The 17,265-nt window shown below is 60.4% G+C and carries 14 protein-coding genes; 5 read left to right on the top strand and 9 right to left on the bottom strand.

What is annotated here, in order from left to right:
- Positions 1 to 10 precede the first annotated feature (10 nt).
- The 3 genes from glpK to glpD all read left to right on the top strand — a co-directional run bounded on the left by glpK (position 11) and on the right by glpD (position 4,227).
- A complete protein-coding gene (gene glpK / locus PspS34_RS22720; protein WP_154860468.1) occupies positions 11 to 1,516 on the top strand; it encodes a glycerol kinase GlpK in 1,506 nt (501 codons plus the stop codon).
- Positions 1,517 to 1,611: 95 nt separating this feature from the next.
- A complete protein-coding gene (locus PspS34_RS22725) occupies positions 1,612 to 2,367 on the top strand; it encodes a DeoR/GlpR family transcriptional regulator (RefSeq protein ID WP_007971301.1) in 756 nt (251 codons plus the stop codon).
- 321 nt (positions 2,368 to 2,688) lie between these two features.
- Entirely contained in the window at positions 2,689 to 4,227 is a 1,539-nt protein-coding gene (glpD, locus tag PspS34_RS22730; protein WP_154860469.1) for a glycerol-3-phosphate dehydrogenase, read from the top strand.
- A 66-nt stretch (positions 4,228 to 4,293) separates the two neighbouring features.
- On the opposite strand, the gene PspS34_RS22735 is transcribed toward glpD, so the two are convergent.
- The 3 genes from PspS34_RS22735 to PspS34_RS22745 form a co-directional block, all read right to left on the bottom strand.
- Positions 4,294 to 5,400, bottom strand: coding sequence for an NADH:flavin oxidoreductase/NADH oxidase (locus tag PspS34_RS22735; protein ID WP_150814679.1), 1,107 nt, complete (start codon positions 5,398 to 5,400; stop codon positions 4,294 to 4,296).
- A 276-nt stretch (positions 5,401 to 5,676) separates the two neighbouring features.
- Positions 5,677 to 7,386: a single-stranded-DNA-specific exonuclease RecJ gene (recJ, locus tag PspS34_RS22740; protein ID WP_046042001.1), complete on the bottom strand. Its 1,710-nt coding sequence runs from the start codon at positions 7,384 to 7,386 to the stop codon at positions 5,677 to 5,679.
- Positions 7,387 to 7,452: 66 nt separating this feature from the next.
- Positions 7,453 to 7,995, bottom strand: a complete 543-nt coding sequence (locus PspS34_RS22745) for a YaeQ family protein (RefSeq protein ID WP_007971297.1) — start codon at positions 7,993 to 7,995, stop codon at positions 7,453 to 7,455.
- 147 nt (positions 7,996 to 8,142) lie between these two features.
- On the opposite strand from PspS34_RS22745, the gene PspS34_RS22750 reads away from it, so the two are divergent.
- Both PspS34_RS22750 and PspS34_RS22755 read left to right on the top strand, forming a co-directional pair.
- Positions 8,143 to 9,342 carry a CaiB/BaiF CoA-transferase family protein gene (locus PspS34_RS22750; protein ID WP_057713422.1) on the top strand — a complete coding sequence of 400 codons (1,200 nt, stop codon included), beginning with the start codon at positions 8,143 to 8,145 and terminating at the stop codon, positions 9,340 to 9,342.
- A complete protein-coding gene (locus PspS34_RS22755; protein WP_154860470.1) occupies positions 9,296 to 10,264 on the top strand; it encodes a TIGR02285 family protein in 969 nt (322 codons plus the stop codon). Before PspS34_RS22750 ends, PspS34_RS22755 begins: the two co-directional genes overlap by 47 nt.
- A gap of 169 nt (positions 10,265 to 10,433) precedes the next feature.
- On the opposite strand, the gene PspS34_RS22760 is transcribed toward PspS34_RS22755, so the two are convergent.
- The 6 genes from PspS34_RS22760 to xerD form a co-directional block, all read right to left on the bottom strand.
- Positions 10,434 to 10,721, bottom strand: coding sequence for a DUF3509 domain-containing protein (locus PspS34_RS22760; protein WP_150814682.1), 288 nt, complete (start codon positions 10,719 to 10,721; stop codon positions 10,434 to 10,436).
- Between the two features lie 161 nt (positions 10,722 to 10,882).
- Positions 10,883 to 12,238, bottom strand: coding sequence for a transporter substrate-binding domain-containing protein (locus PspS34_RS22765; protein WP_154860471.1), 1,356 nt, complete (start codon positions 12,236 to 12,238; stop codon positions 10,883 to 10,885).
- Positions 12,239 to 12,357: 119 nt separating this feature from the next.
- Positions 12,358 to 13,767 (bottom strand): threonine synthase, encoded by a 1,410-nt coding sequence (gene thrC / locus PspS34_RS22770; RefSeq protein WP_150814684.1) that lies wholly within the window; start codon positions 13,765 to 13,767, stop codon positions 12,358 to 12,360.
- A gap of 66 nt (positions 13,768 to 13,833) precedes the next feature.
- Positions 13,834 to 15,138 carry a homoserine dehydrogenase gene (locus PspS34_RS22775; RefSeq protein ID WP_057713417.1) on the bottom strand — a complete coding sequence of 435 codons (1,305 nt, stop codon included), beginning with the start codon at positions 15,136 to 15,138 and terminating at the stop codon, positions 13,834 to 13,836.
- Between the two features lie 133 nt (positions 15,139 to 15,271).
- Positions 15,272 to 16,003, bottom strand: a complete 732-nt coding sequence (gene dsbC / locus PspS34_RS22780) for a bifunctional protein-disulfide isomerase/oxidoreductase DsbC (protein WP_057713416.1) — start codon at positions 16,001 to 16,003, stop codon at positions 15,272 to 15,274.
- Between the two features lie 266 nt (positions 16,004 to 16,269).
- A complete protein-coding gene (gene xerD / locus PspS34_RS22785) occupies positions 16,270 to 17,166 on the bottom strand; it encodes a site-specific tyrosine recombinase XerD (RefSeq protein ID WP_154860472.1) in 897 nt (298 codons plus the stop codon).
- Positions 17,167 to 17,265: the final 99 nt, after the last annotated feature.

Raw genomic sequence — 17,265 nt, forward strand, 5'->3', positions numbered from 1 at the left:
GGCAATCGACATGACCGACACACAGAATAAGAACTACATCATTGCCCTCGATCAGGGTACGACCAGCTCCCGCGCGATCATTTTCGACCGCGACGCGAACGTGGTCTGCACCGCCCAACGGGAGTTCGCACAGCATTACCCGCAAGCCGGCTGGGTCGAACACGATCCGATGGAAATCTTCGCTACCCAAAGCGCCGTGATGGTCGAGGCCCTGGCACAAGCCGGCCTGCACCACGACCAGGTGGCGGCCATCGGCATCACCAACCAGCGCGAAACCACCGTGGTCTGGGACAAGAACACCGGCCGCCCGATCTACAACGCCATCGTCTGGCAGTGCCGACGCAGCACCGAGATCTGCCAGCAGCTCAAGCGCGATGGCCACGAGCAATACATCAGCGACACCACCGGCCTGGTCACCGACCCGTACTTCTCCGGCACCAAGCTCAAGTGGATCCTCGACAACGTCGAAGGCAGCCGCGAGCGCGCGCGCAACGGTGAGCTGTTGTTCGGCACCGTCGACAGCTGGCTGATCTGGAAATTCACCGGTGGCAAGGTGCATGTCACCGACTACACCAACGCTTCGCGCACCATGCTCTTCAACATCCACACGCTGGAGTGGGACGCGAAGATGCTGGAGGTCCTCGACATCCCTTGTGAGATGCTCCCGGAAGTCAAATCGTCGTCCGAAATCTACGGTCACACCAAAAGCGGCATCGCCATCGGCGGCATCGCTGGCGACCAGCAAGCCGCCCTGTTCGGCCAGATGTGCGTCGAGCCAGGCCAGGCGAAAAACACCTACGGCACTGGCTGCTTCCTGTTGATGAACACCGGCGACAAAGCCGTCAAGTCCCAACACGGCATGCTCACCACCATCGCCTGCGGCCCACGTGGCGAAGTGGCCTACGCGCTGGAAGGCGCAGTGTTCAACGGCGGCTCCACCGTGCAATGGCTGCGTGACGAACTGAAGATCATCAACGACGCCCACGACACCGAATACTTCGCCAACAAGGTCAAAGACAGCAACGGTGTGTACCTGGTGCCGGCCTTCACCGGTCTTGGTGCTCCCTACTGGGACCCGTACGCCCGTGGCGCCTTGTTCGGCCTGACCCGCGGCGTACGCGTAGATCACATCATTCGCGCAGCGCTGGAATCGATTGCCTACCAGACTCGCGACGTGCTCGACGCCATGCAACAGGACTCCGGCGAACGCCTCAAGGCCCTGCGCGTGGACGGCGGCGCGGTGGCGAACAATTTCCTGATGCAGTTCCAGGCCGACATCCTCGGCACGCAGGTCGAGCGTCCGCAAATGCGCGAAACCACGGCTCTGGGTGCGGCTTACCTGGCAGGCCTGGCCTGCGGCTTCTGGGGCAGCCTGGAAGAGTTGCGTGGCAAGGCAGTGATCGAACGCAAGTTCGAGCCGACGCTAGATGAAACGGCGAAGGAAAAACTCTACGCGGGGTGGAAAAAAGCGGTCAGCCGTACCCGCGATTGGGCGGCTGAAGACGAGACTGAATAAGCCAAGACGCAGGCTCGTATCTGTATGTAACTGGTCGGGAGCAGATTCCTGCGGCATCATGGGCAAATTTTGCACGGCAGCCCAAAGGACGCCCCATGAATCTGCCTCCCCGCCAGCAGCAAATCCTCGAACTGGTCCGCGAACGCGGCTATGTCAGCATCGAGGAAATGGCCACGCTGTTCGTAGTTACCCCGCAGACCATTCGCCGCGACATCAATCAGCTCGCGGAAGCCAATTTGTTGCGTCGCTACCACGGCGGCGCGGCTTACGACTCCAGCGTTGAAAACACCGCCTACGCCATGCGCGCCGATCAGATGCGCGATGAAAAACAGCGTATCGGCGAAGCCATTGCCGCGCAGATTCCCGACCATGCCTCGTTGTTCATCAACATCGGCACGACCACCGAATCCATTGCCCGGGCACTGCTCAACCACAGTCACCTGAAGATCATCACCAACAACCTGCACGTCGCCTCCATGCTCAGCGCCAAGGACGATTTCGATGTCCTGCTCACTGGCGGCAACGTGCGGCGCGATGGTGGCGTGGTGGGTCAGGCCAGTGTCGACTTCATCAATCAGTTCAAGGTCGATTTCGCCCTGGTCGGCATCAGCGGCATCGATGAAGACGGCAGCCTGTTGGACTTCGACTATCAGGAAGTGCGGGTATCCCAGGCGATCATCGCCAATGCCCGGCAGGTGATCCTCGCGGCCGACTCCAGCAAGTTCGGGCGCAACGCCATGATTCGCCTGGGGCCGATCAGCCTGGTCGATTGCCTGGTCACCGATCAGCAACCCTCCCCGGCGCTGGCGCAGTTGTTGAACCAGCACAAGGTTCGCCTGGAAGTGGTTTAACCCCCCTCCTTCCCCTGTGGCGAGGGGGCTTGCCCCCGTTGGGCTGCGAAGCGGCCCTAAAACCATTCAGCCGAGTTCAGACAGGCACATTCATAGCCCCAACCTGCGACGGCTTCGCCGTCGAACGGGGGCAAGCCCCCTCGCCACAAAAGCAGCCTGCAACCTTTCAATGTTCGTAAATTTTCCTTTAATGGCCCTTCGATGAGTATTTTCAATCGAAGCTGACTGGCTGTGGGCGTCTTTATGGGCTAGTATTTTCGCAAATGAACATTAATGTTCGAATTCAAATACAAAACATCAAAGAATTCCGAGGCCGAGCCGATGCCCACTTCCACCTTGCCTACGCCCCCTCTCGCCGAGGTCTACGATATCGCCGTCATCGGTGGCGGGATCAATGGCGTGGGGATCGCAGCGGACGCCGCCGGACGCGGTCTCTCGGTGTTCCTTTGTGAAAAGGATGACCTGGCCAGCCATACCTCGTCGGCCAGCAGCAAGCTGATTCACGGTGGCCTGCGCTACCTCGAACATTACGAGTTCCGCCTGGTGCGTGAGGCCCTGGCTGAACGCGAAGTGTTGTTGGCCAAGGCGCCGCACATCGTCAAGCAAATGCGATTCGTGTTGCCGCACCGCCCACACCTGCGCCCGGCATGGATGATTCGCGCCGGTCTGTTCCTCTATGACAACCTGGGCAAGCGCGAGCAACTGCAAGGTTCGAAAAGCCTGAAGTTCGGCCCCGACAGCGCGCTCAAAAGCGAAATCACCAAGGGCTTCGAATACTCCGACTGCTGGGTCGACGACGCCCGCCTGGTGGTGTTGAACGCCATGGCCGCCCGGGAAAAAGGCGCCCACGTTCACACCCAGACCCGCTGCGTCAGCGCACGTCGCACCAAGGGCCTGTGGCACCTGCACCTGGAGCGCGCCGATGGCAGCCTGTTTTCGATCCGCGCCAAGGCATTGGTCAATGCGGCCGGGCCCTGGGTCGCCAGGTTCATTCGCGATGACCTGAAGATGGAATCGCCTTACGGCATCCGCCTGATCCAGGGCAGCCACCTGATCGTGCCGAAACTGTACGAAGGCGAACACGCGCACATCCTGCAAAACGAAGATCAGCGTATCGTGTTCACCATTCCGTACCTGAATCACTTCACCCTGATCGGCACCACCGACCGCGAGTACACCGGCGATCCGGCGAAGGTGGCAATTACCGACGGCGAAACCGATTACCTGTTGAACGTGGTCAACGCCCATTTCAAAAAGCAAATCAGCCGCGAGGACATCCTGCACAGCTATTCCGGTGTGCGCCCGCTGTGCAACGACGAATCCGACAACCCGTCGGCCGTGACCCGCGATTACACCCTGGCGCTGTCTGGCACTGGCGAAGAGGCTCCGTTGCTGTCGGTGTTCGGCGGCAAGCTCACCACCTATCGCAAACTGGCCGAGTCGGCGCTGGCGCAACTGGCACCCTACTTCAAGCACATCCAGCCAAGCTGGACCGCAAGCGCCACACTGCCGGGCGGTGAAGACATGACCACCCCGCAGGCCTTGAGCTCACGTATCCGCGACAAATTCGACTGGCTACCAAGCGAGATCGCTCGTCGCTGGGCCACCTCCTACGGCAGCCGTACCTGGCGCATGCTCGAAGGCGTACAGGACATCAGCGATATGGGCGAGCACATCGGCGGCGGTCTCTACACCCGCGAGGTCGATTACCTGTGCAGTGAAGAATGGGCCACTACCGCACACGATATTCTTTGGCGGCGCAGCAAGCTCGGCTTGTTCACCACAGCCGCGGAGCAGGAAAAACTCAAGGAATACCTGAACAAGGTCGAGCAAAACCGCAACAAGATCGAAGCGGCCTGACCACGATCCGGATAAACGAAAGCCCCTGAACCTCACGATTCAGGGGCTTTTTCGTATCGATGGATTTCAGTCGCGCAAATCCGATTCATGAATGGGCTGCTCACGGTGAGTCGCCCGCTGATATTGCGCCGGCCACACGGCCTTGTGCCCGCCCAGGTCGTCGTCCGCGTGCAGCGCCCAGTACGGATCGCGCAACAACTCACGGGCTAGGAAAATGATGTCCGCCTGACAGGTGCGCAGGATGTGCTCGGCCTGGGCCGGCTCGGTGATCATGCCGACTGTGCCGGTGGCCATGCCCGACTCCTTGCGCACCCGCTCGGCGAAGCGGGTCTGGTAACCGGGCCCTGTGGGAATTTCAGCATTGACTGCCGTCCCGCCCGACGAGACGTCGATCAGGTCGACCCCCAAGGCTTTGAGGCGGCGGGCCAGCTCCACGGTTTCATCGGGGTTCCAGCCGTCTTCCACCCAGTCGGTGGCCGAGACCCGGACAAACACCGGCAACTCTTCAGGCCACACCGCACGCACCGCTTCGGTGACCTGCAGCACCAGCCGAATACGATTTTCGAACGAACCGCCATATTGATCGCGACGCTGATTGCTCAACGGCGACAGAAATTGATGCAGCAGGTAACCATGGGCCGCGTGCACTTCGACCACTTTGAAACCGGCCGTCAGTGAGCGCTTTGCCGCATCGACAAAGGCCTGGATCACCTTGGCGATCTCGTCGTCATCCAGTTGTTTGGGTTGGGTGTGCTGCGGGTCGAACGCAATCGGCGAAGGTCCGACCGGCACCCAACCGCCCTCGTCGGGTTTGACGCTGCCATGCTTGCCGAGCCACGGCCGGTGGGTGCTGGCCTTGCGCCCGGCATGGGCCAGCTGAATACCGGCAACGGCGCCCTGGGCGTTGATGAAGCGGGTGATGCGTTGCAGGGGTTCGATCTGTTCATCATTCCACAGACCGAGATCCTCGGCCGTGATGCGCCCGTCGGCGGTGACCGCCGTGGCTTCGGTAAACACCAGCCCGGCCCCGCCGATAGCACGGCTGCCGAGGTGGACCAGATGCCAGTCATTGGCCAGGCCATCGGCACTGGAATACTGGCACATCGGCGATACCGCGATGCGGTTGGGCAGGGTTAATTGGCGAAGGGTAAAGGGTTCAAGCAGCAGACTCATGGGGCACCTCTCGAATCAGTGGGCAGGCTCCAGGTTCTGTTTGAATAGTCGACGAGTGACAGGAAAAAGGTACAACACCCGCCCCCGCGGGCAAAAAATTCGACAAGACGTCACAAGGCCAAAATCAAGCAGTGCTTAGAGCCTAGTCGACATCGAGGGATGTTGCCCCCTTGTAGGAGCGAGCTCGCTCGCGATGGGCGTGAACGATAGCGTTGGGGACCTGATACCCCGCGGTGTCCTGTCGTCCATCGCGAGCGAGCTCGCTCCTACAGGGGGTCAACGCGGTTCGATGTGGGCAATCATCAATTGAACCGTCTCGTTCCCGCGAAACTCGTTGAGGTCGAGCTTGTAGGCCAGCTCCACCCATTTGATGGTCGGATTCGGCCAGATATCGCGATCGATCCCAAAGGCAATGCCGTCGAGTTTCACCGAACCACATTCACTTTTGAGCACGACTTTAAGATGCCGCTCGCCAACGACGCGCTGCTCGACCAACTGGAACACCCCATGAAACAACGGTTCCGGGAAGTGTTGCCCCCAAGGACCGGCATGCCGCAAGGCACGAGCCAGCTCCAGGTGGAACTCTTCCACCGCCAGGGTGCCGTCCGACAACAGGCGGCCAGTCAGATCTTCTTCGCGCAGCTGCCGGCGCACTTCAGCGTCAAAGGCTTCGGCGAACAAGGGGAAATTTGCTTCCGGCAGCGTCAGGCCGGCCGCCATCGCGTGACCACCGTATTTGGTGATCAGATTCGGATGCTGCGCCGCCACCACACTCAAGGCGTCGCGGATGTGAAAGCCCTGGACCGAACGCCCCGAGCCCTTGAGCAAACCATCCCCGGCATCGGCAAAGGCGATGGTCGGGCGGAAATAGCGCTCTTTCATCCGTGACGCGAGGATACCGATAACGCCTTGGTGCCACTCGGGATCGAACAGGCACAAGCCGAACGGCATCGACTCCACCGGCAGATCCTTGAGCTGCGCCAGCGCTTCACGCTGCATCCCTTGCTCGATGGATTTGCGATCCTGGTTCATGCCGTCCAGTTGCGCCGCCATCTCACGGGCCAGACCTGCGTCTTCGGTCAGCAGGCATTCGATACCCAGGCTCATGTCGTCCAGGCGCCCCGCTGCGTTCAGGCGCGGGCCGACAATGAAGCCCAGATCGGTGGAGGTGATACGCGCATGATCGCGCTTGGCCACTTCGAGGATCGCCTTGATTCCCGGCCGGGCACGTCCAGCGCGAATCCGCTCCAGGCCCTGATGCACCAGAATCCGGTTGTTGGCATCCAGCGGCACCACGTCGGCCACGCTGCCAAGAGCCACCAGATCGAGCAGTTCGCCGATATTCGGCTGCGGCTTGCTTGTGTACCAGCCCAGCTCGCGCAACCGCGCACGCAGGGCCATCAATACATAGAAAATCACCCCGACGCCGGCCAGCGCCTTGCTCGGAAACTCGCAACCGGGCTGGTTCGGATTGACGATGGCATCGGCCAACGGCAGCTCGTCACCGGGCAAGTGGTGGTCGGTGACGAGCACCTTGAGCCCGGCCTTTTTCGCCGCTGCCACGCCTTCGACGCTGGAGATGCCGTTGTCGACGGTGATCAGCAAATGCGGCTGACGCTCAAGCGCCACCGCGACGATTTCCGGTGTCAGGCCATAGCCGTAGTCGAATCGGTTGGGCACCAGATAGTCGACATGTGCCGCCCCCAACAGACGCAAACCCAAGGTGCCCACGGTGCTCGCCGTCGCGCCGTCGGCATCAAAGTCGCCGACGATCAGAATGCGCTGACGCTGTTCGAGCGCAGTCACCAGCAGATCCACCGCGGCATCGATGCCCTTGAGTTGCTGGAACGGAATCAACCGCGCCAGGCTCTTGTCCAGTTCCGCCTCGGACAGCACACCCCGAGCCGCATACAGGCGGGTCAACAGCGGCGGAATATCACCGAGGAATGGCAGGGTGTCGGGCAGCAGGCGAGGTTCGATGCGCATGGGGTGAAAGATGCTTCTCTTCAATACGTAGGATAAAACCGGGTGACGCGGGGCAGTTGCGAAAAATCAGCCGCGCTCACCGGCCAGCCACTGCAACTGGACTTCGTGCTGACCACGGTCGTCGGTGACGAAGATCGTCCCTTCGCTGATCATCACGTCCCACTTGATGACGCGGGGCATGTCTTTGGCCAGGGTTTCCAGGACTTCCTGAGGCACGGCAGCGATGTTGACGTTCTTCAGGTTTTTCACCGCCGGCACCACTTTGCCCTCCCACACGCGCAGGCTGCCGTAGGCCAACAGGCTGGTACGTTCAGTGCGGCGCGAGCACCAGGTCAGGCGCTCGGCATCCGGCTGGCCGACTTCGATCCAGTGCAGGACGCGGTCATCCAGGCTTTTTTCCCACAAGGCCGGCTCATCCACTTCTGACAGACCACGGCCAAAAGACAGCTGCTCGTTGTACCAGAGGGCGTAGGCCAGCAGGCGCACGGTCATGCGCTCTTCGGTTTCCGAAGGGTGACGGGCGATGGTCTGCTTCACGCTCTCATAGACGCTGCGGTCGAGGTCGGTGAGGTTCAGTTCAAACTTGTAGGTCGTGGACGGCTGGGCCATGTACGGGCTTCTTGATACGAGGAAAGTCGGCAAGTCTAACCGATGCGACGGGCAATCCACGAATTGAACACAATCAAGCTGGAGCGTCTGACAGTCGGCTATGTTAAAACGCTCTATCCGCTCAACCTTTGCCCCACAGGATCCAGCATGCCGTTCACCGCCAAACCGCTTTCCGGTCTGAAAGTCATCGAATTGGGCACCTTGATTGCCGGCCCGTTTGCCTCGCGTATTTGCGCGGAATTCGGAGCCGACGTAATCAAGATCGAATCCCCGGACGGCGGTGATCCATTGCGCAAATGGCGCAAATTGTATGAAGGCACTTCGTTGTGGTGGTTCGTCCAGGCCCGCAACAAAAAGTCCCTGACCCTCAACCTCAAGCACCCCGACGGTCAGGCCATCCTGAAACAGCTGCTGGGTGAGGCAGACATACTGATCGAAAACTTTCGTCCCGGCGTCCTGGAAAAACTCGGCCTGGGCTGGGACGTCCTGCACGCCTTGAACCCGAAACTGGTCATGGTGCGGCTGTCGGGTTTCGGCCAGACCGGCCCGATGAAGGATCAGCCCGGCTTTGGCGCGGTCGGTGAGTCGATGGGGGGCCTGCGCTACATCACCGGCTTCGAAGACCGCCCACCGGTGCGCACCGGCATTTCCATCGGCGACTCGATTGCCGCGCTCTGGGGCGTGATTGGCGCGTTGATGGCCCTGCGTCATCGCGAAGTCAACGGCGGTCTGGGGCAAGTGGTGGACGTGGCGCTGTACGAAGCCATCTTCGCGATGATGGAAAGCATGGTTCCGGAGTTCGACGTGTTCGGTTTCATCCGCGAACGCACGGGCAATATCATGCCTGGCATCACCCCGTCCTCGATCCACACCAGTGCCGATGGCAAGCACGTGCAGATCGGCGCCAATGGCGACGCGATTTTCAAACGCTTCATGCTGATCATTGGCCGGGAAGACTTGGCCAACGACCCCCAGCTTGCCAGCAACGATGGCCGCGATGCCCGACGCGACGAGATTTATGGCGTCATCGATCGCTGGGTCAACTCGTTGCCGCTGGACAGGGTGCTGGCGCAGCTCAATCAGGCCGAGGTGCCGGCCAGCCGGATCTTCAGCGCCGAAGACATGTTCAATGACCCCCAGTACCTGGCGCGGGAAATGTTCCTGCAAGCCAAGCTGCCGGACGGCAAAGACTTCAAGATGCCGGGCATTGTGCCGAAACTCTCAGAGACACCCGGGGAATGTGAATGGGTCGGGCCACAACTGGGTGAGCACAACGCACAGGTACTCCAGGAACTTGGCTATGACGCGACGCAAATTGCACAGTTGCGCAAAGACGGAGCCATCTAGGCTGAGGCACCTGCCCGCATGGCCCATTCGACACTGCCCGCCACGCGGCGGGCGGCTGCTGTGCATGCTGGCGATCTTGTTCCTGCTCCCTGGACCGATCCCGTCAGCCCTGGCGCAAACCGGGGAACCCCTGATCTGGCTCAAGCGCGACCTGCCGCCGCTGACGATTTTCGACGGGCCGAAAAAGGGTCTGGGCGTTATCGATCAATTGCTTCCACTGTTGATTGCCGGCATGCCGCAATACCAGCACAGCGTGATGAGGGTCAATCGCGCGCGTGGACTGCAAATGCTCCACGAACCCGCCCTCGTCTGCGACGCGGCGCTGAACTGGAGCAAGGAACGGGAAAAGTGGATCGCCTTTTCCATTCCGGTCTTCCGCGCCATGAGCAATGGCCTGGCCGTACGGCGCGTCGACCAGAAAGTGCTGACACCCTTTATCAAGGACGACGAAGTGGACCTGGCAGCGCTGCTCGCCAGCGGTAGCGAAAAACTGGGAATTATTGCCGAGCGCAATTACGGCGAATACCTCGACGGACTGCTCAAGCAAGCGCCAGCCGACGCGCTGGCCCCTCATTACGGTAACGACGCCTTGGGCAGCCTGCTGCAGATGCAGCGCCTGGGACGCTTGCACCTGCTGTTGGGTTATCGCCCGGAAATACGCTACCAGGCCTCGCTGCAAGGCATTGCCGAGGATGAATTGCAGTTCTATCCGATCCGTGGCACGGGCAAATACCTGTCCGGTTACATCGGTTGCACCGACACGCCAAAAGGCCGACAGGCCATTGTCGAGATCAACCAGGTGTTGCGCACCCTTCCCCGTGAACGCCTAGATGAGGCCTACGCCGCCTGGCTGGATCCCCAAAGCCGCAGCGATTACCTGAAAGACACCAAGGCGTTTTTCGACAATCTGGCGCCCCCCTGACAAATCCCGGGCAAAAGAAACCCCGAGAAGTGGGGAGACGACTCGGGGTCAAACGTGGCCTGCTTGGAGACCAGTAGCAGCAAGCTACAAGCACCGGAGCACAATGCTTGATCCTGCTGTTACAAAGTCTGACTGACCAGGGTATGGGAAGGTTCCTACAAAAAACCGTTCAATTGCGGCTGGCCAGCAGCTTGTCCTGCGCCGCATTACGTAATGCCGCGATCACACAAGGCTCAAGGCGTCCTTCAGCGATCAGCACGTCGCGATGCAAACCGTCGACCACATCCGTCAGCAAGCGCTTGTCATTCAACTGGGCCTGATTGAACTCGCGCTCGACCACGGTCGCGCCGATAGCATTCGTCAGGGTCACCCGGCATTCGCCACGAATGCCTGACGGGGTCAACGTAACCTGATACGGGCTTAGCGCCTCACCGAGCAACAGACTGATACTTTCCATCCCGATCACCACTCAATAGTCCGAAAACAACGTGCCTGGGGCATGCCTACTACAAATGACCGCTGGCCCGAGAAGAAGGTTCTGGGTACTGACCGCAGTCGAACCTGCAGCCCAGTCAAGAGAGCATGCACGGCGAACATGACAGGGAAAAAACCCAACCATCACGTCTGTCGGGTGCGCCGGGCGATGTCGGCCCACCCCCCCAACAATCCCCGTAGCTGGCCATCCGCCGTGTAAAACGGCACTGTCCACTGGTAGATATCCCTGACACCGTCCTTGAACATCAATTGACGCTCGAAAAAGCGCGTCCTGCGCGTACTCAATTGCGCCATGAACTCGGCATGCAGCAATTCCGCGGTTTGTCTGGGCATGGCATCGACCTCGATCAACTGCCGCCCCTGCATCCGGTCAAAACGCGTCGACAAGGCGTCCTCATAACTTTTGTTGCACATGATCAAGCGCCCTTGCAGATCACGGACAAACATCGGGTCAGGCATGGCATCCATCAGGGCATGCTGGAAGGCGAGCTGATCGCGCAGAGTGCTTTGGGCCTCGATCCGTTGCCTGACCACCACCGCCAACCGCCGATTCCAGAGCAGGGACAACAGGCCGAACAGGCTGACCACCAACACGCCCCAGCAAACCCACTGGTCAATCCGCTGCCAGAGGCCAGACGCCTGTGGCGCGGTAGCGCCGCCGAACCACTTCAGGCGAAGGCCGCGCAACTCCTGTTCAGGAAACGCCTCAAGCGCCTTGTTGAGGATACTCAGCAACTGCGGCTGGCCTTCACGCACCGCCAGATAATCCGCATCCCATTTTCCCGGCACCACGGCGTCGATCTTAAGCCGGCCCGACGGAATGAGCTGGGCGCCGATTTCGCTTTCGATGGTGGCGTAGGCTTCGCCGCTTTCCACCCAGGCACGGGCTTCGGCGTAGGTTTTAACCGAACGCAACTCGATGGACGGATAATTACGACGGATCATCGCCTCCAGTGCATGCCGGGTCGGCAGCACCAGTACCCGCTTCGCCAGATCCTCCAGCGACTGCACCGGTGGTGCTCCGGCCTGCCCGAGAAAGACCCATCCTGCACCGCCGAACGCATGACTGAAATCGAGAAACGCCTTGCGTTCGTCATTCATCGCCAGGGTCGTACTCAAATCCGCAGCGCCGCTTTCCAGATGGGCCAGCATCTGATCGGTGGAAAAAGACTCTTGGTAAACGAACTGCAACCCCGTCATGTCACTGATGCGTTTGAGCAGGTCACTGTTCAAGCCCGTCCATTGGCCATGTTCATCCTTGAACAGGTACAACGGGTATTCCAGCGCCGAGACCACAACCCGAGGATGCTTGGCCATCCACTGCAACTCCTGGTCATCCAGCACGACCATTGACCGTGCGGCAGACTTCCCACGCTCCTGAATCGATGCAGGGCTTGCCCCTCCCCATTCGGCGATTCCCAGCATGCCGAATAAAAACAGCCAGCGCGCGACTGGCTTGAACACACTTGTAAACAGCATTCCCACGTCCTTGGTGATCCATTCGCCTGTCCCTTCGCGGCGATAACACGACAAGTGTGCATGCATAAATGAAAAAGCCCGTCAGGAGACGGGCTTCAAAATGTAACAGCGCTGACCGGTTACAGCGGCTTGCCGCGGTTGCCATGCTGGCTGACAAAGGCCTGCACGGCCTTCAGGTCATTTGGCAATACGGTGCAACGTTCGTCTCGCTCAAACAAATCAGAAAGATGTACCGGCAGTTCGAGCGCTTTTCCTACACCGGCTTTTTCCACGGCGTCCGGGAATTTGACCGGGTGGGCGGTGCCCAGGATCACCATTGGAATATCCAGACTGCGACGGCATTCCCGGGCAGCTTTCACGCCGATGGCTGTGTGTGGATCCAGCACTTCGCCAGTCTGCTCGTAGACTTCGGCAATGGTTTCGCAGGTTTGCGCGTCATCCACGGCCAGCGAGTCGAACAACTTGCGGGCTTCGGTCCAGCGCTCTTGCTCGACGCTGAAACCGCCACCCTGCTTGAACGAATCCATCAGCCCGGCGATGGCCGCACCGTTGCGACCGTGCAGGTCGAACAGCAGGCGTTCGAAGTTCGACGAGACCATGATGTCCATCGACGGCGACAGCGTGGCGTGCAGGGTGTCCTTGACGTACTGATTGCCGCTCATGAAGCGGTGCAGGATGTCGTTGCGGTTGGTGGCGACGATCAACTGATTGATCGGCAGGCCCATGTTGCGCGCCAGATAACCGGCGAAGATGTCGCCGAAGTTGCCGGTCGGCACCGAGAACGACACCGAACGCGCCGGGCCGCCCAGCTGCAGGGATGCGTGGAAGTAGTAAACGATCTGGGCCATGATCCGCGCCCAGTTGATCGAGTTCACCGCGACCAGGCGAGTGCCTTTGAGGAAGCCCTGGTCGGCGAAGCTCGCCTTGACCATTTCCTGGCAGTCATCGAAGTTGCCTTCGATGGCGATGTTGTGGATGTTCTCGCCGAAAATCGTGGTCATCTGCCGACGCTGCACCTCGGACACACGGTTGTGCGGGTGCAGGATGAAGATGTCGACGTTTTCGCAGTGCTTGCAGCCTTCGATGGCGGCCGAGCCGGTATCACCGGAGGTGGCGCCGACGATCACCACGCGCTCGCCGCGCTTTTCCAGCACGTAGTCGAGCAGACGACCGAGCAGTTGCAGGGCGAAATCCTTGAACGCCAGGGTCGGGCCGTGGAACAGCTCCAGCACCCATTCGTTGCCGTTCAGCTGACGCAGCGGCGCAACGGCACTGTGGGCGAACACGCCGTAGGTTTCTTCAAGAATCTTTTTGAAATCGGCGTCCGGAATGCTGCCGGTGACGAACGGGCGCATGACGCGGAAGGCCAGTTCGTGATACGGCAGGCCGGCCCAGGAAGCGATTTCTTCCTGGGTGAAACGTGGCAGGTTTTCCGGGACGTACAGACCGCCGTCGGTGGCAAGACCAGCCAGCAGGACGTCTTCGAAATTCAGGGCCGGTGCCTGGCCGCGGGTACTGATGTAACGCATGACTGACTCCAATGGACAGTGTTCGTAGTGCCGGGCCCGCAAGCGAGCCCGGTCAACGATATCGGCTTAGTTCAGGTGCTCGACACGGATCCGTACAACTGGACCGACCACACCCGCCAAGGCTTCCAAAGCAGCGATGGCGTCGTTGATGCGCTGTTCCACCACACGGTGGGTCAGCAGGATCATCGGCACCAGGCCGTCGTGCTCCTCGGCTTCCTTCTGCATGATCGACTCGATGTTGATGCCGCGCTCCGAAAGGATGCTCGCGACCTGAGCCAATACGCCCGGATGGTCCTTGGCCTGGATGCGCAGGTAGTAGGCGCTTTCGCAGGCTTCGATCGGCAGGATCGGGTGAGCCGACAGCGAATCCGGCTGGAACGCCAGGTGCGGTACTCGGTTTTCCGGGTCGGAAGTCATGGCGCGGACCACGTCCACCAGGTCGGCGATCACCGACGAAGCGGTCGGCTCCATGCCGGCGCCAGCGCCGTAGAACAGGGTCGAACCGGCAGCATCGCCGTTGACCATCACCGCGTTCATCACGCCGTTGACGTTGGCGATCAGGCGATCGGCCGGGATCAGCGTCGGGTGCACGCGCAATTCGATACCGGCCGCGGTGCTGCGCGCCACGCCCAGGTGCTTGATGCGGTAGCCCAGCGCTTCGGCGTAGTTCACGTCGGCGGTGGTCAGCTTGGTGATGCCTTCGGTGTAAGCCTTGTCGAACTGCAACGGAATACCGAACGCGATGGATGCCAGGATCGTCAGCTTGTGAGCGGCGTCGATACCCTCGACGTCGAAGGTCGGATCGGCTTCGGCGTAACCCAGGGCCTGGGCTTCGGCCAATACGTCTTCGAAGGTGCGACCCTTCTCGCGCATTTCCGTCAGGATGAAGTTGCCGGTGCCGTTGATGATGCCGGCTACCCAGTTGATGCGGTTGGCGGACAGGCCTTCGCGGATCGCCTTGATCACCGGGATGCCACCGGCCACCGCCGCTTCGAACGCAACGATCACGCCCTTCTCGCGGGCCTTGGCGAAAATTTCATTACCGTGAACGGCGATAAGCGCCTTGTTCGCGGTGACCACATGCTTGCCATTCTCGATGGCCTTGAGTACCAGCTCGCGGGCAACGGTGTAGCCGCCCATCAGCTCTATGACGATGTCGATCTCAGGGTTCGTGGCCACTTCGAAGACATCGTTGGTAATCGCAATACCGGTCGTTTGGAACTGAGGCTTTGGCGTGCGCATGGCAATTTGTGCCACTTCGATTCCACGCCCGGCACGACGAGCAATTTCCTCGGCGTTGCGCTGAAGTACGTTGAAGGTACCGCCACCGACGGTTCCTAACCCACAGATGCCTACTTTGACCGGTTTCACTGTGAACTCCCCATAAAACGGCCGACTCGAGGCCGGCCGTGAAAACAACCGCAGACTCGCGGCTCTCTATTGATGGCCCGGCGAATGTCGCTACCGGACCATGATCGTCAAGGCTTGCCGTGACGATGCGAATTTACTTCGCGCCCAGCGCCAGTTTGGCGACTTGTGGCGCAGGCTGGTAGCCCGGAATGACCTGACCGTCGGCCAAAACGATGGCCGGTGTGCCATTCACGCCGATCGACTGGCCGAGGGCGAACTGTTTGGAGACCGGGTTATCGCACTTGGCGGCCTTGATTTCCTTGCCGTCGACCATTTTGTCCATGGCCGCTTTCTTGTCTTTCGAGCACCACACCGCTTGCAGTTGCTCGTCACCCGGCGAGCCCAGGCCCTGACGCGGGAACGCAACGTAACGCACTTCGATGCCGCGCTTGTTCAGCTCAGGCACTTCGGCGTGCAGCTTGTGGCAGTACGGGCAGGTGGTGTCGGTGAATACGGTGATGTGCGACTTGGTTTCGCCAATGGCCGGGTAGACAACGGTTTCGGCAACCGGAATGGCGTTGATCAGTTTGGAGATGCCCTGGCGCTCGGTCTTCTCGGTCAGGTTGACCGGCTTGCCGTCCTTGAGATCGAACAGGTAGCCCTGAACCACGTACTGGCCGTCGGCGCTGGCATACAGCACACGGCTGCCCTTGAGCTTGACTTCGTACAGGCCTGGCAACGGGCTGGCGGTGATGGTCTCTACCGGCACTTCGAGCTGGAGGTTTTCCAGGCTTTTACGAATGGCTTTGTCGGCCGCGTCATCGGCGACGGCAAAGGTGCTGACCAACGCAATGGCTGCGGCGGCGAAAATCTGGGTCAGACGCATGAGAACTCCTGAAGACGGACAAATGGGACGATCAGAACGCCCGTGCCGAAACACCGAGTCATAAACGCCCATCGTGCAAACCGGCCCAGCCTATCACATAAGGCCCACATGGCCGAATGCACCTGATGCAAGACATTTGTGGCGACACAATCTCCTGTGGGAGCGGGCTTGCTCGCGAAAGCGTCGTATCAGGCGACATCAATGTTGTATGTGCCGGCCTCTTCGCGGGCAAGCCCGCTCCCACAGAAAAGCGGATCTCGGGAAGTTCACCCGCGTGGATGATGCCTGGCGTGCAAATCCTGCAAGCGCGCCCGGGCAACATGGGTGTAGATCTGCGTCGTAGACAAATCGCTGTGCCCCAGCAGCATCTGCACCACCCGCAGGTCTGCACCGTGATTGAGCAGATGCGTGGCGAAGGCATGGCGCAAGGTGTGCGGCGACAGCGACTTGCCGATCCCGGCCACCTTGGCCTGGTGCTTGATCCGGTGCCAGAAGGTTTGACGCGTCATCTGCTCGCCACGCTGACTCGGGAACAACACATCGCTGGGACGCCCGCCGAGCAGTTCGCCACGGCCATCGCGCATGTAGCGCTCGACCCAGACAATTGCCTCTTCACCCATCGGCACCAGACGCTCCTTGCTACCCTTGCCCATCACGCGCAGCACGCCCTGACGTAGATTGACCTGCTCCAGCGTCAGGCTGATCAGCTCCGTCACTCGCAGGCCGCAGGCGTACAGGACTTCAAGCATGGCCCGGTCACGCTGGCCAATGGCTTCACTCAGGTCCGGCGCTTTCAACAGCGCCTCCACGTCGGCTTCCGACAAGGATTTCGGCAGCGGCCTACCCAGCTGCGGCATGTCGATGCGAAGGGTCGGATCGACGGCGATGAGTTTTTCCCGCAGCAAGTAGCGATAGAACCCACGCACACCGGAGAGAAATCGCGCAGTGGAACGAGGCTTGTAGTTTTGTTCCAGACGCCAAGCCAGGTGATCAAGGATCAGTTCGCGGCCAGCGTTGATCAGCTCCAGCCCTTTTTCCTGCAACCAGCCGTTGAACAGCGCCAGGTCACTGCGATAGGCATCGCGGGTGTTGTCGGAAAGACCTTTCTCCAACCACAGGGCATCGAGGAATTGGTCTATCAGCGGGTGATCGATGGCAGGCATGGGTACTCGAATCATGCAGCCTTGAGGCTGCACGCAAAATTAAGATTGGACATGAAAACGGCCGCTAGTCTTTCATAGGCCGCCATTTCAAGGAACAGG

The organism is Pseudomonas sp. S34 (assembly GCF_009866745.1).
Lineage (GTDB): Bacteria > Pseudomonadota > Gammaproteobacteria > Pseudomonadales > Pseudomonadaceae > Aquipseudomonas > Aquipseudomonas jessenii.

Excerpts from the sequence above, each read along its gene's own strand:
- glpK (WP_154860468.1), top strand. The coding sequence starts at position 11 with ATGACCGACACACAGAATAAGAACTACATCATTGCCCTCGATCAGGGT.
- PspS34_RS22725 (WP_007971301.1), top strand. The coding sequence starts at position 1,612 with ATGAATCTGCCTCCCCGCCAGCAGCAAATCCTCGAACTGGTCCGCGAA.
- glpD (WP_154860469.1), top strand. The coding sequence starts at position 2,689 with ATGCCCACTTCCACCTTGCCTACGCCCCCTCTCGCCGAGGTCTACGAT.
- PspS34_RS22735 (WP_150814679.1), bottom strand. The coding sequence starts at position 5,400 with ATGAGTCTGCTGCTTGAACCCTTTACCCTTCGCCAATTAACCCTGCCC.
- recJ (WP_046042001.1), bottom strand. The coding sequence starts at position 7,386 with ATGCGCATCGAACCTCGCCTGCTGCCCGACACCCTGCCATTCCTCGGT.
- PspS34_RS22745 (WP_007971297.1), bottom strand. The coding sequence starts at position 7,995 with ATGGCCCAGCCGTCCACGACCTACAAGTTTGAACTGAACCTCACCGAC.
- PspS34_RS22750 (WP_057713422.1), top strand. The coding sequence starts at position 8,143 with ATGCCGTTCACCGCCAAACCGCTTTCCGGTCTGAAAGTCATCGAATTG.
- PspS34_RS22755 (WP_154860470.1), top strand. The coding sequence starts at position 9,296 with ATGACGCGACGCAAATTGCACAGTTGCGCAAAGACGGAGCCATCTAGG.
- PspS34_RS22760 (WP_150814682.1), bottom strand. The coding sequence starts at position 10,721 with ATGGAAAGTATCAGTCTGTTGCTCGGTGAGGCGCTAAGCCCGTATCAG.
- PspS34_RS22765 (WP_154860471.1), bottom strand. The coding sequence starts at position 12,238 with ATGCTGTTTACAAGTGTGTTCAAGCCAGTCGCGCGCTGGCTGTTTTTA.
- thrC (WP_150814684.1), bottom strand. The coding sequence starts at position 13,767 with ATGCGTTACATCAGTACCCGCGGCCAGGCACCGGCCCTGAATTTCGAA.
- dsbC (WP_057713416.1), bottom strand. The coding sequence starts at position 16,003 with ATGCGTCTGACCCAGATTTTCGCCGCCGCAGCCATTGCGTTGGTCAGC.
- xerD (WP_154860472.1), bottom strand. The coding sequence starts at position 17,166 with ATGCCTGCCATCGATCACCCGCTGATAGACCAATTCCTCGATGCCCTG.